This window comes from Helicobacter pylori, assembly GCF_011140715.1.
Lineage (GTDB): Bacteria > Campylobacterota > Campylobacteria > Campylobacterales > Helicobacteraceae > Helicobacter > Helicobacter pylori_DA.
The window spans coordinates 39,980-59,970 of sequence record NZ_SFZZ01000011.1 but is presented as its reverse complement, the minus strand read 5'-3'; the positions used below and the strand labels follow the sequence as shown (position 1 = coordinate 59,970).

17 protein-coding genes and 1 tRNA gene are annotated in these 19,991 nt (G+C 38.7%); 7 read left to right on the top strand and 11 right to left on the bottom strand.

What is annotated here, in order from left to right; genetic code table 11:
• Positions 1–32: 32 nt before the first annotated feature.
• Complete coding sequence (locus EWZ81_RS01070) at positions 33–986, bottom strand: HaeIII family restriction endonuclease (protein WP_165548732.1); 954 nt, start codon at positions 984–986, stop codon at positions 33–35.
• On the bottom strand, positions 983–1,966 hold the full coding sequence (locus tag EWZ81_RS01065) for a DNA cytosine methyltransferase (protein WP_001050907.1): 984 nt from the start codon (positions 1,964–1,966) through the stop codon (positions 983–985). The genes EWZ81_RS01070 and EWZ81_RS01065 overlap by 4 nt, the downstream gene beginning before the upstream one ends.
• A gap of 184 nt (positions 1,967–2,150) precedes the next feature.
• On the opposite strand from EWZ81_RS01065, the gene EWZ81_RS01060 reads away from it, so the two are divergent.
• The 6 genes from EWZ81_RS01060 (at position 2,151) to thiE (ending at position 10,371) form a co-directional block, all read left to right on the top strand.
• Positions 2,151–3,734 carry a type I restriction-modification system subunit M gene (locus tag EWZ81_RS01060; RefSeq protein WP_165548731.1) on the top strand — a complete coding sequence of 528 codons (1,584 nt, stop codon included), beginning with the start codon at positions 2,151–2,153 and terminating at the stop codon, positions 3,732–3,734.
• Positions 3,727–5,046: a restriction endonuclease subunit S gene (locus EWZ81_RS01055; protein ID WP_165548729.1), complete on the top strand. Its 1,320-nt coding sequence runs from the start codon at positions 3,727–3,729 to the stop codon at positions 5,044–5,046. Before EWZ81_RS01060 ends, EWZ81_RS01055 begins: the two co-directional genes overlap by 8 nt.
• Positions 5,047–5,049: 3 nt before the next feature.
• Positions 5,050–8,052, top strand: a complete 3,003-nt coding sequence (locus tag EWZ81_RS01050; protein WP_165548726.1) for an HsdR family type I site-specific deoxyribonuclease — start codon at positions 5,050–5,052, stop codon at positions 8,050–8,052.
• An 84-nt stretch (positions 8,053–8,136) separates the two neighbouring features.
• A complete protein-coding gene (gene thiM, locus EWZ81_RS01045; protein WP_165548724.1) occupies positions 8,137–8,919 on the top strand; it encodes a hydroxyethylthiazole kinase in 783 nt (260 codons plus the stop codon).
• Complete coding sequence (gene thiD, locus EWZ81_RS01040; RefSeq protein ID WP_165548722.1) at positions 8,916–9,725, top strand: bifunctional hydroxymethylpyrimidine kinase/phosphomethylpyrimidine kinase; 810 nt, start codon at positions 8,916–8,918, stop codon at positions 9,723–9,725. Before thiM ends, thiD begins: the two co-directional genes overlap by 4 nt.
• Positions 9,718–10,371, top strand: a complete 654-nt coding sequence (gene thiE / locus EWZ81_RS01035; protein ID WP_077655089.1) for a thiamine phosphate synthase — start codon at positions 9,718–9,720, stop codon at positions 10,369–10,371. The genes thiD and thiE overlap by 8 nt, the downstream gene beginning before the upstream one ends.
• Before the next feature lie 108 nt (positions 10,372–10,479).
• Here the strand turns inward: thiE and EWZ81_RS01030 are convergent, their stop codons facing one another.
• The 9 genes from EWZ81_RS01030 to der all read right to left on the bottom strand — a co-directional run bounded on the left by EWZ81_RS01030 (position 10,480) and on the right by der (position 18,994).
• On the bottom strand, positions 10,480–11,217 hold the full coding sequence (locus EWZ81_RS01030) for a hypothetical protein (RefSeq protein ID WP_165548719.1): 738 nt from the start codon (positions 11,215–11,217) through the stop codon (positions 10,480–10,482).
• Positions 11,217–12,494 carry a bifunctional phosphopantothenoylcysteine decarboxylase/phosphopantothenate--cysteine ligase CoaBC gene (coaBC, locus tag EWZ81_RS01025; RefSeq protein WP_165548717.1) on the bottom strand — a complete coding sequence of 426 codons (1,278 nt, stop codon included), beginning with the start codon at positions 12,492–12,494 and terminating at the stop codon, positions 11,217–11,219. Before coaBC ends, EWZ81_RS01030 begins: the two co-directional genes overlap by 1 nt.
• Positions 12,491–13,474: a UDP-N-acetylglucosamine 4,6-dehydratase (inverting) gene (gene pseB / locus EWZ81_RS01020; RefSeq protein ID WP_165516017.1), complete on the bottom strand. Its 984-nt coding sequence runs from the start codon at positions 13,472–13,474 to the stop codon at positions 12,491–12,493. Before pseB ends, coaBC begins: the two co-directional genes overlap by 4 nt.
• A 21-nt stretch (positions 13,475–13,495) precedes the next feature.
• On the bottom strand, positions 13,496–15,259 hold the full coding sequence (locus EWZ81_RS01015; RefSeq protein ID WP_165548715.1) for an OmpP1/FadL family transporter: 1,764 nt from the start codon (positions 15,257–15,259) through the stop codon (positions 13,496–13,498).
• The gene (locus tag EWZ81_RS01010) at positions 15,256–15,873 is read right to left on the bottom strand and encodes an HP0838 family lipoprotein (protein WP_001268720.1); all 618 of its coding nucleotides are present in this window, start codon (positions 15,871–15,873) and stop codon (positions 15,256–15,258) included. Before EWZ81_RS01010 ends, EWZ81_RS01015 begins: the two co-directional genes overlap by 4 nt.
• Positions 15,874–15,892: 19 nt before the next feature.
• On the bottom strand, positions 15,893–16,498 hold the full coding sequence (locus EWZ81_RS01005; RefSeq protein ID WP_001236600.1) for an LPP20 family lipoprotein: 606 nt from the start codon (positions 16,496–16,498) through the stop codon (positions 15,893–15,895).
• A 548-nt stretch (positions 16,499–17,046) separates the two neighbouring features.
• A tRNA-Arg gene (locus EWZ81_RS01000) sits at positions 17,047–17,123 on the bottom strand.
• A 56-nt stretch (positions 17,124–17,179) separates the two neighbouring features.
• Positions 17,180–17,464: an HU family DNA-binding protein gene (locus tag EWZ81_RS00995; protein ID WP_001029066.1), complete on the bottom strand. Its 285-nt coding sequence runs from the start codon at positions 17,462–17,464 to the stop codon at positions 17,180–17,182.
• Positions 17,465–17,605: 141 nt separating this feature from the next.
• The gene (der, locus tag EWZ81_RS00990; RefSeq protein ID WP_165548713.1) at positions 17,606–18,994 is read right to left on the bottom strand and encodes a ribosome biogenesis GTPase Der; all 1,389 of its coding nucleotides are present in this window, start codon (positions 18,992–18,994) and stop codon (positions 17,606–17,608) included.
• A 76-nt stretch (positions 18,995–19,070) separates the two neighbouring features.
• On the opposite strand from der, the gene EWZ81_RS00985 reads away from it, so the two are divergent.
• Positions 19,071–19,943, top strand: a complete 873-nt coding sequence (locus EWZ81_RS00985; protein WP_165548711.1) for a hypothetical protein — start codon at positions 19,071–19,073, stop codon at positions 19,941–19,943.
• Positions 19,944–19,991: the final 48 nt, after the last annotated feature.

Genomic DNA, 19,991 nt, shown 5'->3' with positions numbered 1-19,991 from the left:
ATATTTGATGAGAATAAAGCTTTTTTGTTTGTCTAAAACCCTACTATAAAAACTGCAACACTCACAGGAATTGAAAGCAATTTTATATCAAATTTCAAGCTTGGTTCTACCCTAGAGCTTGCATTATGGATTCGTAATGAAAATGACCACCCTTCATTTAAAACTAACTCTAATGTATTGAAACTTTTAGGTTTGAAATCAAAATAAATCATTCTAGTAGGTAATTTGCTTAAAGGGATAATTCTTTTAGGTTTATTTTTCACGCTGCGATTAAGAGTGTTATTAAAATGGTATGCCTCTAATTTAGTTTTTTGTTCTCTTTCTAACAAAATCGCTTTGTAAAAATCGTATTTGCCTAGCAAATACTCCACCATTTTTTGTGGGACTTTATTTTTCTCATTTTCATCAATTCTTAAAACCTCTTTTTTAAAAGCTTGTAATAATGGGGCATAAATTTCTCGTTCTTTATTAGGGAAATCCCTCCATAGCATGCCTTCTTTTTTAGCGTTTTCCAGTCTTTCAAAGAGTGGTTTTATAGTGTCTTTGTAATGTTGAGACACTCCAACACCCAGCCATTTTTTTCCAAAATCCAAATCTTTAGAAAGCCTAGAATGCTTTACGGCATCATGGTTGTGTTTAATGCTTAATCCTATGTAAAATCTATCAAAATAAATTAAAATATCCCGGACATCACCTATTTCACCAAGTTTGTCTTTTTGCAATGATAGTGTGATTTCGTTTTGCGAACTCCCTATGACTTCGCTTAATAATGGCTCACAATCTAATAAAAGCAATACACCTTGTTTAGCACTTTCTAAATAACGCTCTTGTAAGGATTTTTCTAAACTTTCATAAGCTCTATAGCATGCATTAAAACCATTTTGTTTATCCACTATAACCTTTTTAAAAACGCTTAATTTTTGCTCTAAAGCTAAAAACCATGCGTATTCATACGCCCTACCTTGATTGTTGCTCTTATCGCTCAATATAACACCTTATAAATACTTACAGCAATTTCTTTAGCTAAACTCACAGGCACAGCATTACCTATCATTTTATAAGCGTCGTTAAGATTTTCATAAACGAAATAAAAATCATCATCAAAACCTTGAATTCTCGCGCACTCTCGCACGCTCAAACGGCGGTATAAATGTTGGTAATTTTCTATAAATCTGCAATCATTTTTACCAAATTTAGCCATTTTAGGGGCTTGTGGGTGTAGTTGGCATTGCCTTCCTGATGCTTGTATTGTAAAGGCTTGTTCGTCCCAATTTTTTACACGATTCCTGCTCATAAAGATCGGCGAATAAGAACCAATAAAATATTCATGATTGTTAATGGCGTTAGGGTTATGTTTGTTTTTGGCTAAAGCGCACACAACGCTATCTTTTAGATCCCAAATAACATCTTTTAAAGTGAGTTTTTTTAAATGCGTTGAACCTTTAGGAAAAGTGTAATTGATTTTTAAATCTTTCCTAAAACCAATATAAAAAACCCTAAGCCTTTCTTGCGCAACTCCATAATCTTTAGCATTCACTAAATGCGTATTGACTTCATAACCGCACTCTTTAAAAGCGTTAAGGATATTTTTTACACTCGTTTCGTGGCGTTGAGCGAGCATGCCCCTTACATTTTCAGCTAAAAAAAATTTAGGCTTAAGCTCTTTTAAAAGGCGCAAATATTCATAAAATAACTGCCCTCTAGCATCATCAATACCTTTTAAATTCCCAGCTTCTGACCAACTCTGGCATGGCGGACCGCCAATAATTCCATCAACAGAAAAGTTAATTTCACTGGTTTGCAAATTTTTAATGTCTTTTTCTAGCAGTTGCGTATTTTTATGATTTAGTCTGTAAGTGGGTGTAATACTTTTATCATATTCATTGGCAACCACTATTTTAAAACCTGCTTGCTCAAAGCCTAAATCCAACCCTCCAGCTCCAGCAAATAACGAAAGTAAATTCAAAAACTATCCTTATCATTCTGTTAAATCTCAATATTTTATAATGAAAGAATCTTACAATAAAATCGGGTTATCCTAAAGAATGGGTTAGTATTATTTAAGGTTTTAGTTATCGGTATTTGATTAAAATAAAACCTTAAATTTTTAAAAACCGCCAATCAAAAAACACAAAAAAGGGGCTTATATCATGGAAAACAACCCAAACAATAACCAAGCGTCATTAGAGCGCAACGAATTGCACAACACCATTTGGAAAGTGGCGAATGAATTGAGAGGCTCAGTGGATGGCTGGGATTTTAAGCAATACATTTTAGGCATTCTTTTTTACCGCTACATTTCAGAAAACATGGCTAATCACCACAATGAATACGAGCGAGAGCTTGATCCTAGCTTTGATTACGCTTCATTAAGCGATGAAGAGGCTGAAATCGTAAGAAAATCAACCATTGAAGAAAAAGGCTTTTTCATCCCGCCTAGCGCTTTATTTTGTAATGTGCTAAAAAACGCGCCCAATAACGAAGATCTCAATGTAACCTTACAAAATATTTTTAACGAAATAGAAAAATCCAGCCTAGGGTTTAAATCAGAAGAAAATGTCAAAGGCTTGTTTGCGGATTTAGATGTCAATAGCAACAAATTAGGGAGCTCTCATCAAAATAGGGTGGAAAAATTGACTAAAATCCTTCAAGCCATAGGGGGCATGCAATTAGGCGATTACCAACAAAGCGGGATCGATGTTTTTGGCGACGCTTATGAATATTTAATGGCGATGTATGCGAGCAATGCCGGCAAAAGCGGAGGGGAATATTTCACCCCCCAAGAAGTGAGCGAACTGCTCGCTAAAATCGCCCTGCACAACCAAGAGAGCGTCAATAAAGTTTATGACCCATGCTGCGGGAGCGGGAGCTTACTCTTACAATTTTCTAAAGTGTTGGGCGATAAAAATGTCTTAAAAGGGTATTTTGGGCAAGAAATCAATTTGACCACTTACAACCTCTGCCGAATCAATATGTTTTTGCATGACATCAATTATTCTAAATTCCACATCGCGCTAGGGGACACGCTTTTAGACCCAAAACATGAAGACGATGAGCCTTTTGATGCGATCGTTTCCAACCCTCCTTATTCCACTAAATGGGTGGGCGATAACAACCCCCTTTTAATGAACGATGAGCGCTTTAGCCCGGCCGGTGTGTTAGCGCCCAAAAACGCCGCTGATCTCGCTTTCACCATGCACATGCTTTCTTATCTATCCAATAGCGGCACGGCTGCGATCGTGGAATTTCCCGGGGTGCTTTATAGGGGGAATGCTGAAGCAAAAATCAGAGAATATTTAGTCAAAAATAATTTCATTGACTGCGTGATCGCTTTACCAGACAACCTCTTTTTTGGAACGAGTATCGCTACTTGTATTTTAGTGCTTAAGAAAAACAAACAAGACGACACCACGCTTTTTATTGATGCGAGTAAGGAATTTGTCAAAGAAGGCAAGAAAAACAAGCTCAAAGAACACAACCGAGAAAAGATTTTGCAAACCTATATTGAAAGGAAAGCCATCAAGCATTTTTCCGCCCTAGCCAATATGGAGCAAATCCAAGAAAACGATTACAACCTTTCGGTGAACCGCTATGTGGAGCAAGAAGACACGAAAGAAATCATTGATATCAAAGCGCTCAATAGCGAGATTTCTCAAATCGTAGAAAAACAAAGCGCTTTAAGAAACAGCCTTGAATCCATCATCAAAGAGTTAGAAGGGGGGCAAAATGCATAAAATAGAGCGCTTGCTCCAAACCTTAGCGCCTAAGGGGGTGGAGTTTAAAACGCTTGAAGAGGTTTTTGAAATTAGAAATGGTTACACCCCATCAAAAAACAATCCTGAATTTTGGGAAAAAGGGACTATCCCTTGGTTTAGAATGGAAGACATTAGAGAAAATGGGAGGATTTTAAAAGACTCTATCCAACACATTACCTCAAAGGCTTTAAAGGGTAAGAAATTATTCCCTAAAAATTCTATTATTATTTCTACAACAGCAACCATAGGCGAACATGCCCTTTTAATCGTTGATTCGTTAGCGAATCAACAATTCACTTTTTTAAGCAAAAAAGCGAATTGTGATATTGCTTTAGACATGAAATTCTTTTTTTATCAATGTTTTCTTTTGGGGGAATGGTGCAAAAAAAATACTAATGTTTCAGGTTTTGCTTCTGTGGATATGACTGCTTTTAAAAAATATAAGTTCCCCATCCCACCCCTAGAAATCCAACAAGAGATCGTTAAGATTTTGGACGCTTTCACAGAATTAAACACAGAATTAAACACAGAATTAAAAGCGCGAAAAAAGCAATACCAGTATTACCAAAACATGCTTTTAGACTTTAAGGACATCAACCAAAACTACAAAGACGCCAAAATGAGTGCAAAAACCTACCCTAAACGCTTAAAAACCTTACTCCAAACCTTAGCGCCTAAGGGGGTGGAGTTTAGGAAATTGGGGGATATTGGGGAATTTACTAGAGGTAATGGGCTTTTGAAAAGTGATTTACAAGACAAGGGGAGACCTGTTGTTCATTATGGACAAATACACACTCAATATAATCTTTCAATTGATAAAACAATTTCATATGTTAATGACGCCTTATTTCATAAACTAAAAAAAGCAAAACCAAACGATATTCTCATCGCCACAACTTCAGAAAATGTAAAAGATGTAGGAAAAAGTATCGCATGGCTAGGAAATGAAGAGATTGCTTTTTCGGGTGATATGTATAGCTATTCTACAAATATCCTATATCCTAAATTTATCATTTATTACTTTCAAACTTGGTTTTTTCAAAAAGAAAAAGAAAAGAGAATAACAGGAACTAAAGTTATGCGTATCCATGAAAACGATTTAAAAAAAATAACAATCCCCATCCCACCCCTAGAAATCCAACAAGAGATCGTTAAGATTTTGGATCAATTTTTGGCTCTAACCACCGATTTATTAGCCGGTATCCCAGCTGAAATAGAAGCCAGAAAAAAGCAATACGAATATTACAGAGAAAAACTACTGACTTTTAAACCACTCCAAAACAAGGCATAAACCATGAGTTATGAAATTATCGCAGAAAATAATGAAAGCACCGTGATGGCCGAGTATCATAGCGATAATGAAAAAAAAAGCGCTTATGAGAGCGAAGCAGAGCTAGAAAGGGAGTTTATCGCGCTTTTAGAAAAACAAGGCTATGAATTTCAACAAATCCACAACGAAAAAGAATTAAAAGACAATTTAAAAGTGCAGTTAGAAAAGCTTAACGATCATTATTTCACGCCCAAAGAATGGGACACTCTTTATTTTCAATTCATCGCTAATAAAAACGAAGATTATAAGGCTAAAACAAGAAAGATCCAAGAAGATTCGATTTTTAATTTAACCCTAGAGAATGGGAAAACCAAAAACGTTAAAATCATTGATAAGAAAAATATCCATAGAAACGCCTTGCAAGTGATCCACCAATACAGCAATAAAGGGGGGAAGTATGAGAACCGCTATGATGTGAGTGTCCTTGTGAATGGCTTGCCTTTAGTGCATGTGGAATTGAAAAAAAGAGGCGTGGCGATCAGAGAGGCGTTCAATCAAATCAAGCGCTATAAAAGGGATAGTTTTAGCGCTGAAGACGGGCTTTTTGAGTTCGTGCAGATTTTTGTCATCAGTAACGGCACGAGTAGTAAATACTATTCAAACACCACCAGAATAGCCCAGTTGGAAAAAAACCATAAAGCCGATACTTTTGAATTCACGAATTATTGGGCGGACAGCAAGAATCGCAATATTGAGGATTTAATGGATTTTGCCAAGTCGTTTTTTGCGAAGCGCAGCCTTTTGAATATTTTAACGTGCTATTGCGTTTTCACAAGCGAAGAGGTTTTATTGGTGATGCGGCCTTATCAAATCGTGGCGGCCGAAAGGATTTTGGAAAAAATCAAAGCCACGCATGAGAGTAAAACTTATAAGAAAAGCCAGAGCGGAGGCTATATCTGGCACACGACAGGGAGCGGTAAAACCTTAACGAGCTTTAAAAGTGCGACTTTAGCTAAAGAATTAGAACACGTTTCAAAGGTTTTGTTTGTGGTGGACAGGAAGGATTTGGACTATCAAACCATGAAAGAATACGATAAATTCCAAAAAGATTGCGCTAATTCCAACACAAGCACCAAGATTTTAAAAGAACAGCTTGAAGATTCTAACGCTAAAATCATTATCACCACGATCCAAAAATTAGACAAATTCGTTAAATCCCACCTTAAAGGGCATGCGATCTTTAATGAAGAAGTTGTGATGATTTTTGATGAATGCCACAGGAGTCAGTTAGGCTCAATGCACCAAGCGATCACTAAAGCGTTTAAAAAATACCACCTTTTTGGCTTCACTGGCACGCCCATTTTTGCACAAAATTGCGATAAAAACAACCCGTTAGGCACGACAGAGCAAAAGTTTGGGAAATGCCTCCACCAATACACCATTATTGATGCGATCAGGGATAAAAATGTTTTGCCCTTTAGAGTGGAATACCACAACACCATTAAAGCTAAAGAGGGTATTAAGGATAAAGAGATTAGAGCGGTTGATGAAAAAAACGCGCTTTTAGATAGTAGGAGGATCAAAGAAATTACTAAATGCATTGTAGAGCGTTTCAATCAAGCCACTAAAAATAAAAAATTCAATTCCATTCTGGCATGCTCTGGTATAGAAGCGCTGAAAAAATACTACCAAGCCTTTAAAGAAGAAAAACACGACCTTAAAATCGCTACCATTTTCAGCTATAGCGCTAATGAAGATTTTGAAGCGCTAGAAGATGAAAACAATGAAAGCGCTTGCGGGCTAGACAAAAGCTCAAGGGATTTTTTAGAGGGCGCGATTGCGGATTATAACGGGATGTTTGGCGTTTCTTTTGACACTTCGGATCAAAAATTCCAAAGCTATTACAAGGATCTTTCTCAAAAAATGAAAAATCGTGAAATCGATCTTTTACTGGTGGTTAATATGTTTTTGACCGGGTTTGACGCTACAAGGCTCAACACCCTTTGGGTGGATAAAAACCTCAAATACCATGGGCTAATTCAGGCTTTTTCGCGCGCAAACCGCATTTTAGATAGCGTTAAAACGCATGGGAATATCGTGTGTTTTAGGGATTTAGAGCAGGATTTAAATGACGCTCTCATGCTTTTTGGCAACAAGGACGCTCAATCTATTGCGCTATTAAGGAAATATGAAGACTATTTGAAAGGCTACACGGATAATAATAAGGAATACGAGGGCTATGAGGGTTTGATTGAAAGGCTTTTAAGAGAATTTCCCTTAAAAGAGCCAATTATTTCAGAAAGCCAGAAAAAGGATTTCATTAAGCTTTTTGGCAAGATTTTGAAATTAGAAAATATTTTAAACAGCTTTGAAAATTTTAAAAAAGATAATTACATCAAGGCGAGGGATTTTCAAGACTATCAAAGCAAATACCTTGATTTTTACGATGAAATGAGGCCAGAAAAAGGGAGGGATAAAGAAGAGATTAACGACGATTTGATTTTTGAAATTGAACTCATTAAGCAAGTGGAAGTCAATATTGACTATATTTTGAATTTGATTGAAGAGTTCGCTAAAGAGCATGGGGTGGAAATTCAAGGCGTTAAAACCAAAATAGAGCCAATCATCAACTCCAGCATAGAGCTAAGGAATAAAAAAGATTTGATCATGGATTTCATTGACAAATACAACAAAGACCAAGAAGTCCATGCGCATTTTCAAGATTATATCCACCAAAAAAGAGAAGAGGAATTCCAAAATATCATAGAAGAAAACCGCTTGAATGAAGAAAAAGCCTATTCGTTCATGCAGCATGCTTTTAAAGGGGGCGAAATCAGCTTCAGCGGGACGGAATTCCCTAAAATCATTGAAGAAAAACCCTCCAGGTTTAACAAAAATTCGCGCTATCAAGAGGTGAAAGAAAAAGTCGCTGCAAGCCTTTCTCGTTTTTTCCACCGCTTTTGTGATCTCACTAGCGCTATATTTAAAAAGAATGGGGTTAAAAAAGATGAGGTGAATGAAAAATAGTTCATGAACGCTTTTGTATTAAAACTCAAAGACAGCCGCCGTTTAATGGATTTTTTGTAAAATAAAAGAAATTTTAGGAGGCTTGTGGTGTTGAAAGAATTACGACAAAAACGCCCTTTAGTGCATAATATCACCAATTATGTGGCGGCGCAATTTGTGGCTAATGGTTTGTTAGCCTTAGGGGCATCGCCTTTAATGAGTGATGCGATTGATGAGATGCAAGATTTAGCGAAAATTTCTGACGCGCTCGCTATTAATATTGGCACCCTTAATGATCGCACCATTTTATGCGCTAAAGAGGCTATCAAATGTTACAAGGCTTTGAATAAACCCATTGTGTTAGATCCTGTGGGGTGTTCAGCGAGCGCTTTGTGCTATAACACAAGTTTAGAGCTTTTGAAAAGTGGTGGGATTAGTGCACTTAGGGGTAATGCTGCTGAATTAGGCTCTTTAGTGGGAATTTCTTGCGGAAGTAAGGGGTTAGACTCTCATGATGCCAACACGCCTGTAGAAATAATCAAACGAGCGGCTCAAAAATATTCTGTGATAGCGGTAATGACGGGCAAAACGGATTACGTGAGCGATGGGGAAAAAGTTCTTAGTATCAGTGGTGGGAGCGAATATTTGGCCGCAATTACTGGGGCTGGGTGTTTGCATGCAGCGGCATGCGCGAGCTTTTTAGGTTTGAAAAAAGACCCCTTAGATTCTATGGCGCAACTTTGCGCTTTCTATAAACAAGCCGCTTTTAATGCGCAAAAAAAAGCGTTAGAAAATAACGGCTCTAATGGTTCGTTCTTGTTTTATTTTTTAGACGCTCTAAGCTTGCCCATAGAGTTAGAAAATAGTCTTATTAAGGAAGTATTGTGAAAATTTACCCGCAAGTTTTAAGCATTGCTGGCAGCGATAGCGGTGGGGGCGCTGGGATACAGGCCGATTTGAAAGCGTTTCAAACTTTGGGCGTGTTTGGGACAAGCGTGATCACTTGCATCACCGCGCAAAACACACAGGGCGTGCATGGGGTTTATCCATTGAGTGTAGAGAGCGTGAAAGCGCAAATCCTAGCCATTAGAGATGATTTTTCTATCAAGGCGTTCAAAATGGGGGCGTTATGTAATAATCAAATCATTGAATGCGTAGCGGACACTTTAGAAACTTGCGATTTTGGGTTGTGCGTTTTAGATCCGGTGATGGTGGCAAAGAATGGGGCTTTGCTTTTAGAAGAAGAGGCGATTCTAAGCTTAAAAAAACGCCTTTTACCTAAAACCAATTTACTAACCCCTAACCTCCCTGAAGTCTATGCGCTCACAGGCGTTCAAGCGCGAGACGATAAAAGCGCTTCAAAAGCGATGGGTATTTTAAGGGATTTAGGCGTTAAAAACGCCGTGATTAAAGGGGGGCATACAGAGCATTTTCAAGGGGAATTTAGCAACGACTGGGTGTTTTTAGAAGACGCTGAATTTATCTTAAACGCCAAGCGCTTTAACACCAAAAACACGCATGGCACGGGTTGTACTTTGTCTAGCTTGATTGTGGGCTTACTCGCTCAAGGGCTGGATTTAAAAAACGCCATTACAAAGGCTAAAGAGCTTTTAACTATCATCATTCAAAACCCCTTAAACATTGGGCATGGGCATGGGCCTTTGAATTTGTGGAGCATCAAAAAGCATGTTTGATGCGAATTGTTTGAAACTCATGTTTGTGGCTGGTTCGCAAGATTTCTACCACATAAAAGGCGATAGGACAAACGCGCTTTTAGACACTTTAGAATTAGCTTTACAATCTAAAATCACAGCGTTTCAATTCCGCCAAAAAGGCGATTTAGCCTTACAAGATCCTGTTGAAATCAAACGATTAGCCCTAGAATGTCAAAAATTATGCAAAAAATACGGCACGCCTTTTATTATTAATGATGAGGCGCGACTCGCGCTAGAATTAAAGGCTGATGGCGTGCATGTGGGGCAAGAAGACATGGCTATAGAAGAGGTAGTAACTTTATGCCAAAAGCGCCTTTTTATCGGTTTGAGCGTCAATACTTTAGAGCAAGCCCTAAAAGCACGCCATTTAGATCATATAGCCTATTTAGGGGTAGGCCCTATTTTCCCCACACCATCTAAAAAAGACGCTAAAGAAGTTGTAGGCGTCAATCTTTTAAAAAAAATACACGATAGCGGGGTAGAAAAACCCCTCATAGCGATTGGGGGCATCACGACAGATAACGCTTCAAAATTGTGGGAATATGGGGGTATCGCAGTCATTAGCGCGATCACGCAAGCCAAAGATAAAGCCTTAGCGGTTGGAAAACTTTTAAAAAATGCATGAGGAATTCTAAAATTCCGCATGGATTAAAGTAAAAAAGAGGGTATCGCTCTTTTGTTGGATAAAAAAGCGCTTAAATCCATCATAAAGGCGTTTTTAAAACGCTAAAAACTACCCTAGCGTATCCAATAAGCGCTCTTCAAAGGCAAAAAGCATGGGGGTTTTTTCGCACACAATTTCCACAAAAGAAAAGCCTAAAAGGGTGTTTTGAGCCTCTTTTAAAACCTCTTGAGTCCTTTGGAGGGAGGTTTTTAAAAAAAGCTGTTTTTCTTTTTCTTTTAAATAAATAACGCCGCCAATTTCGCCCAAGTTAGGATACAGAGCGTAAAAATCAACGCTTTGTTTTTTGGCTTTCATCTGTAAAAAAGCTTTTTTGCGTTCGTTTTCAACCACAAAGCTTAAAACCTGCGATTGCAAGCTTAAAAGCATGTTTGCTGTATTCAAAAACTCTTGCGAGCTTTTAGCATGGATTAATTTTTCGCTCAAAAGTTCTTTGTATTCTTTTAGGGGGGTGTTGTCTTTGGCGCTCAATATTTCTTTTAATTTCTTCATTTCAATAGCAGGCAAATCGTCTAATGCGTCTAAGATTTTTGGGGCAGGCACTAAGTTTTTAAGCACAATATCGCCCAGCTGATTCCTTTGCATAACCGCAAAATAAGGCTGATTGATTTTTAATTCCTGTTCGCTTTTGGTGGGGATAATTTTATTACCCACTTGCAAAAGAAAAAGATCTTTATCTTGTTTTTCTAAAACCTTTAAAAGAATGGGTAAAGTAGCGTTAAAATGGTGCGTGGCGTTTTTGGAATGAAGGGCGTTAAGCTGGTTTAGGGCGTTTAGGGCTTCTAGCATTAAAGGGCGTTGTCTTTGATAAAATCAAGGATTTTAAAGCTCGCTTCTAGTTTGTTCATGGAAGGGATTTTTTGGGTTTTTTTATGGCTAAAGAGCCACAATTCATTCTTTAATGAGCCAAAAGGGCGTGAATCTTTAATGAGGTTCAAAGCGGCCACAGAGCAATCCTTGCCGTTATTTTGAGAAGGTTTTAAAAGATTTTGAGCGTTTTTGATAGCGTTTTGTTGATCGTCTTCAGCTTTAAAACCGATTTTAACGAATTGATTAGGATTGATAGAGGTTAGTAAATCCTTATTTTGAACGCATTCAACGTTTAGGGTTTCACCGATTTCGCTTTTTTTAAGCTTATGGTTAAAAGAAATCTTAGGCACATAATCGCTAATGGCGGCTAAATTGAAGAGTAGGGGTTTTAAGGCATGTTTTTGCAAGTTGTTAGTGGCGTTATTTAAGGCGTTTTCATAAGAAGCGGTGTCGCTGACTAAAACGCTTGCGATTTCTTTAGGCAAAGGGGTGGGGAAGTTGGATGCAATCAAAGTCACTTTCGCTCCCTTAAAATATAACGCTAAAGCCAAAGCGCTCGCTTGAATCCCGCTAGAAAGATTGCTAATAATTCTAACGCTGTCAATCTTTTCCACACTCGCTCCGCCCATGACTATGACTTCTCTGTTTTCAAAATAAGCGTCTTTTAAGAGCGTTTGGGTGGCTTTAAAAAGGATTTCTAAAGGCTCAGCCATCGCCCCATCGCCTTTAGTATCGCATGCTAAAAGGCCGTTTTTGGTGTCTAAAATAATATGGTTGGAATCTTTCAAGCGTTTTAAATTACTTTGAATGATAGGGGAATTGAGCATGTTAGTGTTCATGCTGGGGGCTAGGATTTTAGGGGAAGTGCAAGCTAAAAAAGTCGCGCTGATGGTATTATCCGCTAAAGCGTGAGCGATTTTAGACAGGCTGTTAGCGCTTAAAGGGGCAAAGATGAGTAAATCAGCACTAGCAGCGCATGCGATGTGGTTGTGGTGCAATTTGTTTTGGTGGTTGTAATACCATTTTTCATTACGATCATGCAGGACTTTATGGTGGCTCAAAGCTTCAAAGCTTAAGGGCTTGATGAATTTTTTCGCTCCCTTACTCATCACCACTTGGATACTAGCCCCGCTTTTAAACAACAAACGCGTTAATTCTAGGGATTTATACGCCGCAATAGAGCCGCTCACGAGCAATAAAACGCGCTTGTTTTCTAACAATCTTAAGGGGTAAAATAAATCTTCTAAAAAATTCATAATAATTTTAACAAATCATCAGGCTCTAGCCATTGGTTGTTAGTGTGGCTGCTGTATTCAAAATCGGGGGCGACTTTTTGGCCTTTTTCGTGGAGTTTGGTGAGCGTGTAATCTTTAGGCGTTTGGAAGCTTATGGTGGGCTGAATAATAAAAAAGTCTTCAAATTCTAGGGCTAAATGGCTTTCATCTTTAGGGATCATCACTTCATGGAGTTTTTCGCCCGGACGAATCCCTATGATTTTAGTAGGGGTATTGGGGGCTAGGGCTTTAGCGAGATCAGTCATTTTCATGCTAGGGATTTTAGGCACAAAAATTTCACCCCCATGCATTCTTTTCAAGCTTTTAAGCACAAAAGAAACCCCCTCATCTAAGGTGATCCAAAATCGTGTCATGCGAATATCGGTAATGGGGATTTCACTCGCTTTGTTTTGGACTAATTTTTTAAAAAACGGCACCACGCTCCCACGACTCCCCACCACATTGCCATAACGCACCACGCTAAATTGCGTTTGAGAAGAGCCTTTAAAGTTATTCGCGCTCACAAAGAGCTTGTCGCTGCACAATTTGGTTGCGCCGTAGAGATTAATGGGGTTAGCGGCTTTATCGGTGCTTAGGGCGATGACCTGGCTGATAGCGTTTTTTAAGCATGCGTTAATCACATTGCTCGCTCCCATGATATTGGTTTTAATGCATTCTAGGGGGTTGTATTCAGCGATAGGCACATGCTTGAGCGCGGCTGCATGGATACAAATATCCACGCCCTCTAAAGCGTAATTCAAGCGCTCTAAATCCCTGACATCGCCGATAAAAAAACGCATCCTGGGATCATTAAATTCCATGGCCATTTCGCTTTGTTTTAATTCGTCTCGGCTATAAACGATGATTTTTTTAGCGTTGGTGGTATCTAAAACTTTACGAACAAAGCGTTTGCCAAAACTCCCAGTGCCTCCGGTGATTAAAATCGTTTGGTTATCCAACATGTTTTGATGGTTTGGCATGTTTTACCAGCGATAGCCTAAGGAAGCGCTAAAAATTCTCAATTGCCCAATACTTGGGGATTGATACAAACTGGAGCGGTTGCTTTTAAAAGTGAAACTCCCCGCTACGCCCAAATCAAAGCCCCTAAAATTGTATTTAGTCCCAAAAGCCACGGTATAGCCATTAGAATCTGGGATACCTATCGCATCTTGGGGGCTTGGGGCTTGATCATAATCAATAGCGCCCATTAGACGCAAGCTTTTACCCATGTAAGTTACCCCTAATCTAAAGGTGTTGGTGTCCCTCCAGCCAGCCCCCATGTTCATCACGCTTTTAAAATTCGCTAGGCCTACCATTTTTTTAAGCGTTTCAGAGTCTAGTGAAGCCACCGTCCCGCTTAAGCCCTTGTAAGTGGCGTTCGCAAAATCAGGGGTGACTAAAAATTTATTCCCTTGACTCCAAAAGGTGCACTCAAACACCCCCTCTATTCTCAAATGGTCTTTAAAAAATTGATGGGCGTAGGCTAAGCTTAAAGTTTGGGGGAGTGAAACATTGATATTCAAGCTGCCTTTAGTCAAAACGCTCCCTAAAGAAGGGCCAAGCTCTGTGATAGCCACCAAACCGCCTTTCATGTTAAAGGTAACTGAAGAATTATACACCACAGAAAACATGCCATGATCAAAGATGCGCAAACTCGAACCCACTCTATACCCACCTGATACGCCTTGCCCGTTAGATTTTTGCACGACTTGAGTCGTGCCATAAAGATTCGCGCTCGCTTTGATTAAACCGCTATAACCCATGATTTTTTTCAAGCCGTTGTAAAACTCTTGACAGCTTTGATCGCTCATGTCCCCACCGGCTTTTTGGCAATTGAGCGCTGGCTGGTAGCCAATATTGCCTAATAAAGTCATCATATTACTTGGCACTTGATCGGCAAAAACATTGTTAGGTAAATTTAAAATTTGCTCCGCGCTCAAAACCGAAGCGCCTTCTAAAGGCACATAAACGGTGTTGTTAAAGCTCCCGGTCGCATAAAGCCCCCTTAAGCCTACACCCACAGAAAAGCGTTTATTAATAGTATAACTCATGCTAGGGGCAAGCTCTACCATCATGATAAACACGTCATGCAAGAATTCCCCCCCCTTACCATTCCATTTCATACCCAACCCGCTAGGAGCGGTGAAACTCCCCCCAAAAGTGAAGCCGTTATGCGTGCGCGTTTTATAAAAAAACTTGGGTAAAACAAAATTAGTCGTGCCCGTCCAGCCATTCACGATTTGAGTGTCAGGCTTTGAAGCGAGGGTTACGACTTTTTGATTGGTTAGATTCATAAGCCCTTGAACCCGACTGATTGCTTGTGATAAGCCATTGGTAGCGGCCGTATTGCCAAGCGCTTTAAGGATATTGCCAAGCCCTATAGTGTTGATGATGCCTAAAATATTTTGTTGGCTTTTATCAATTTCTAAACTCGTAACCGAATACAAGCCTTGATTAGTCGTAGGGACTTTAAAGCTAAAGGCCGGGATGTTAATCACGGTGGTGGTCATTTCAAATTCGCTTCTGTTTTCGCCCCAATCGTTAGTAAAGCCCATATTCGCTGGGTTATAAAAGGAAGCGTCAGCCCCCCTAGCCCCAGCGACATAAGCCGAGCCTAAAGCCGTGCCATTTAGGCTTTGTTCTTGGATTTTAAAGCCATTGGCATAAGAAAGCAAGGGCAGGCTCAGAGCGATTAAATGGCGTTTTTTGAGCTTTTTAAAATAACAGAATGGGGAAAAGTTTTTCATTGGAGCTCGCTATCAGCGTTTTCATTATCTTCTAAATCTTGCAAAGAAGGCTCATAGGGCTCAATCCTAATAGCAATTTTTTGCGTCAAATTCTGGAAAGAAATCAGGCCATTTTTTCTTTCATAAAGGATAATTTCCCCGCTTTTTTGAAACCTTTGGATCACGTATTCAGGGGTTAAGTGGCGTTTTCCTAAGCCTTTAAAAATATCCCTCCCTAAAACAATGTCATCAAACAAATCCCCATAGCTCACCTTACCAAACAAATCCCTTGCAGCAATCCATTTAGCCGAACATTTTTGGCTAAAACAAATGCTTCGTTTAGTCATATAAATATCGCCCACTCTTTGGCTGAGCTTGTAAAGGGTTACTTCAATATTATGGTCTTTATCGGTTTTAATCGTGCCGTAATCATAAAAGCGAAAAACCGGCGTGTTAATATAAATGAGCCTGAATTGGCGCAAGGCATTCAAAGTCTCTTCTCTTTTTTTATTGGCTTCTTCTTGTCTGATTTGCTCCCTAGTTTTGGGGGTTTGCTTAGAAAAAGGGTGCTTGGAGCAAGAGACAAAAAAAAGCGTCATGAAAAATAATAAAAAAGCGCTTCTAAAATACCGCATGATTATAGAGTAAGAGGGTTTATCCTCTCGCTCCGCTCAAAATACGATACCAAATCCTGCCGTCTAATTTAAGCTCCATGCTCACCTGGCACAAGCCGTCTTTATAGATGGTCTCAGTGATTTCAGCGTTACGAATGAGAGCATTGACTCTCGTTTTAATCACGGAATTTTGTAAAACCATGTCTTTGACGGTGTCTTGAGCGTTCACCCTAATACCATACATTTTTTCACCCAACTGGCGGTAGCCATCAACAATAGCCGCTCGCTTGGCCAAAGCTAGGGCTTGAGAGGGCGAAATGGTGGATTCTGGAGCCACGCCCATGCCCACTGCGTTCAATTCAATGACATTATTAGGCGTGAGAATGGGAGTGTTAGGGATAGCGTTAGTGGGGTTAGAACTAATGATGGGCTGATCGTTATTCTCAAGGCGAGGGCTTGGGAGAGGCTGAATGCTCTTTCTGGGGGTGAAATTGGTTGGAGGATAAATGGGGGCTTGCAAGCCATTAGCTGAAGGGGGGATTAGCTGGGCGTTAGTGTTACGCTTTTTAAAAAGACTGCAACCACTTATCAAAAGAGAGGCAACAAGCAATGAATTAATACCAAAAAAGGCAGTGTGCAAACGCATGGGCATTTTCCTTAAAATGAGTTCATCAAGTCTATTATATCATTTTTGAAGGGATTTGTCATGCGGATATTCTTAATAAGCTTATAAGGTTAGCGGGTTTTAATTTAAGATCTAGGGGACTATGATTTGTTTTTGGCTTTCCTAAATTTTTAATAGGGATCACTCAATTTTTTAAAAAAGGGGATTTTCATGGCTTGATTGTATCGTTTTAAGGTTTTATTCTTATGATAAAACCCATTTTTTAAGTTTGATTTTTAAATTCATTTTCTTAAAGGGGTAGGAGGCATTTTGAAAATTCTCCCCCTACAACCCACAACTAAAAACCCCTTAAAGAGCGTTTTTTATAGAGGTTATCGCTTGCTTTTTGCAAGATCTTTTTAATTGTAAAAAATGCTTTGAATATTTTTTAAATAAGATGAGAAATAAAATATTTTTTTGAGCACTTTTTAAGGATAAGGTTAAATTTTTAATTTCTTTTAACTACCTTTTTCATCAAAAACACAAACAACGACTATTTTAAATCCCTATGGTAGTAGAAATAGTGCGAATGGTGTCCTTGGCGGGATTCGAACCCACGACCTTACGATTAGGAATCATACGCTCTATCCAGCTGAGCTACAAGGACATTTTATAAGAAAGCAAGAAACTCTATTGATAAGCCCCTTGCTGAGTGGATTAGATTTACTTGCCTTCTTCAACTTTTTGTTTAAGGATTTTGCCGGGTTTGAATTTAGGCACTCGTTTGTCTTCGGTTTTATAAGTTTTATCGCTTCCTGGAACTTTACCTTCTTTGCCTTTTTGCTCTGCGGTTTCAAATTTACCAAAACCAACCAGCTCCACACTCTCACCCTTGCTTAAAGCTGTTTCTACCGCTAGAGTAAAGGCGTTGATCGCTTCTTCAGCTTCTCTTTTGCTGTTGTATTTACCCGCTTCTTTAACCAAATCAATAAATTCCGCTTTGTTCATGTGGATAACCCCTTTTCTAATGGATGCCAAAACCAAGCGATCTAAACGCTTAGCCTGACTGATTGAGCGGTAATTATAATCAAATCCTAAAGATAAATCAAGCAAAAACGCTTTTTTAAGGGGGTTTAATGCATAAAAAATTTAATTTTGTTGAGCACTCTTTTTATCTTTAGCGTTAAGGATTAAGGGCGTGCCTAAAAAATTAAATTCTTTCCTTAAAGTGTTGATCAAATAGCGTTTGTAACTGAAATGCAAGGCTTTAGGGCGATTCATGACAAGAGAGATTTGAGGGGGTTTGGTGGCAAATTGCGTGGCGTAATACACTTTCACTAATTTCCCGCCATCGCTTGGCAAGGGGTGTTTTTGGGTGGCTTGAAAAATCACGCTATTGAGCAAACTCGTGGGAATGCGTTTGGAAAAACACTCATAGACTTCTATGATTTTATGCTTGATCTCATCTATATGACGCGCTTTTAAGCAGCTGGTTGTGATCACAGGGGCGTATTCTAAAAAGCGGAATTTCCTTTTTAAAGTTGCCATGATTTCTTCATAAGGGGCGTAGCGGATGTCCCATTTGTTTAAAATAAGAATGATGCCTAAAGAGTGTTTATCCGCTAAAGAGCTGATCTTTTCGTCCAATTCCACAAAAGGAGCGCTCACGTCTAAAACTAAAAGCACGATGTGGGATTTTTCTAAGGCTTTTTGCGTGCGTTCTAGCGCGTATTTTTCAATGCCTAAGATTTTACCCCTATGCCTGATGCCAGCGGTATCCACAAAGCAGATTTTTTGATCGCCTATTAGAATGGTTTCATCTATGGGGTCAATGGTGGTTCCAGCCACGCTAGAGACAAGGCTTCTTTCTTTTTTTGTGAGCGCGTTTAAAAGCGAGCTTTTGCCCACATTCACCCTCCCAATGATGCCTACTTGAATGATTTCTTCTTCTTTATTTTCTTCTAAAGCGTTATTAGGGGTTTCTAGGCTTTCTAAAATATCCGCATCCAAATCTTGCTCTATGATTTGGTTTAAATTCAATGCGTTCAATACCGCATCAATTAATGCGCTAATGCCTCTATTGTGCGAAACGGAGATATTAAAACTCTTTGGCATGCCAAAAGAAGAAAACGCATAAGCTCGCTCTTTTTCTTTGTCGTTATCAATTTTATTGATCACTAAAAAGCAGTTAGGGTTGATTTTAAAAACCTCTCTAAAAAGCTTGATGTCTTCATCGCTAGGGATAGACTTGCCATCCACAACATATAAAATCAAATCGCTCATTTGAGCAGCTTTTAAATTAAGGGCTTTGATTTCTTTAGACAAAAGAGCGTCTTTAGCCATGCCCCCTGTATCTAATAGTTCCACTTCATGACCATTCAATGCGATTTTTCGTTTGTTAATGTCTCGTGTAGTGCCTGCAAAATCTGAAGTGATAGCGATCCTTTCTCTAGCCAGGCGGTTAAATAGTGAGCTTTTCCCCACATTAGGCTGACCTAAAATCGCAATGGTTTTTAAAGTTTTATGGCTTGTATTCATCTTTTTTATCGCTTCAATTTAATCAAAATTAGATTACAATATTATAGTTATTTAAAGCTTAAATAAGGGTCTAGCATTGTTTTTAGTCAAAAAAATAGGCGTGGTAATAATGATTTTAGTCTGCTTTTTAGCTTGCTCGCAAGAGAGCTTTATCAAAATGCAAAAAAAAGCCCAAGAGCAAGAAAATGACGGCTCTAAACGCCCCAGCTATGTGGATTCGGATTATGAAGTTTTTAGCGAAACGATTTTTTTACAAAACATGGTGTATCAGCCTATAGAAGAAAGAGATTCTTTCGCCCAATTGACTAAAGATGAAAACGATTCTTTTAACCCTGAAACTTCTGTGATTTTATTGAATGAGCCAAGCGATAATAATGAAAAAAACCCTCCCCTATACCAAAACGATCCCAACAACAACGCTAATAATGAAAAAAACCCATTCCTTTACAAACCCAAAAGAAAAGCCAAAAATCCAAAACTCATTGAATATTCCCAACAAAATTTCTACCCCCTAAAAAACGGGGATATTATGATGAGTAAACAAGGGGATCAATGGTTGGTAGAAATCAAATCCAAAGCCTTGAAGCGTTTTTTAAAAGATCAAAACGATAAAGATCGCCAGATCCAAACTTTCACTTTTAATGACACTAAAACGCAAATCGCGCAATTTAAGGGCAAAATTTCTTCGTATGTTTATACCACCAATAACAGCGATTTGAGTTTAAGGCCTTTTTATGAATCCTTTCTCTTAGAAAAAAAGAGCGATGATCTTTATACGATAGAGAATAAGGCTTTAGATACCATAGAGATTTCAAAGTGTCAAATGGTGTTAAAAAAGCATTCAACCGATAAATTAGACAGCCAGCATAAAGCCATCAGTATTGATTTGGATTTCAAAAAAGAGCGCTTTAAGAGCGATACGGAACTTTTTTTAGAATGCCAAAGCTAGGCTTTTATTACGACAATTTAGATTTTTTTGGGTAGCATGTTAGCAATT

What these genes read in the sequence shown, in the direction of transcription:
- EWZ81_RS01060 (WP_165548731.1), top strand. Translation starts at nt 2,151, where the DNA reads ATGGAAAACAACCCAAACAATAACCAAGCGTCATTAGAGCGCAACGAA.
- thiE (WP_077655089.1), top strand. Translation starts at nt 9,718, where the DNA reads ATGTTTGATGCGAATTGTTTGAAACTCATGTTTGTGGCTGGTTCGCAA.
- EWZ81_RS01055 (WP_165548729.1), top strand. Translation starts at nt 3,727, where the DNA reads ATGCATAAAATAGAGCGCTTGCTCCAAACCTTAGCGCCTAAGGGGGTG.
- EWZ81_RS01010 (WP_001268720.1), bottom strand. Translation starts at nt 15,873, where the DNA reads ATGCGGTATTTTAGAAGCGCTTTTTTATTATTTTTCATGACGCTTTTT.
- EWZ81_RS01015 (WP_165548715.1), bottom strand. Translation starts at nt 15,259, where the DNA reads ATGAAAAACTTTTCCCCATTCTGTTATTTTAAAAAGCTCAAAAAACGC.
- coaBC (WP_165548717.1), bottom strand. Translation starts at nt 12,494, where the DNA reads ATGAATTTTTTAGAAGATTTATTTTACCCCTTAAGATTGTTAGAAAAC.
- EWZ81_RS01050 (WP_165548726.1), top strand. Translation starts at nt 5,050, where the DNA reads ATGAGTTATGAAATTATCGCAGAAAATAATGAAAGCACCGTGATGGCC.
- pseB (WP_165516017.1), bottom strand. Translation starts at nt 13,474, where the DNA reads ATGTTGGATAACCAAACGATTTTAATCACCGGAGGCACTGGGAGTTTT.
- EWZ81_RS01005 (WP_001236600.1), bottom strand. Translation starts at nt 16,498, where the DNA reads ATGCGTTTGCACACTGCCTTTTTTGGTATTAATTCATTGCTTGTTGCC.
- EWZ81_RS00995 (WP_001029066.1), bottom strand. Translation starts at nt 17,464, where the DNA reads ATGAACAAAGCGGAATTTATTGATTTGGTTAAAGAAGCGGGTAAATAC.
- EWZ81_RS01030 (WP_165548719.1), bottom strand. Translation starts at nt 11,217, where the DNA reads ATGCTAGAAGCCCTAAACGCCCTAAACCAGCTTAACGCCCTTCATTCC.
- der (WP_165548713.1), bottom strand. Translation starts at nt 18,994, where the DNA reads ATGAATACAAGCCATAAAACTTTAAAAACCATTGCGATTTTAGGTCAG.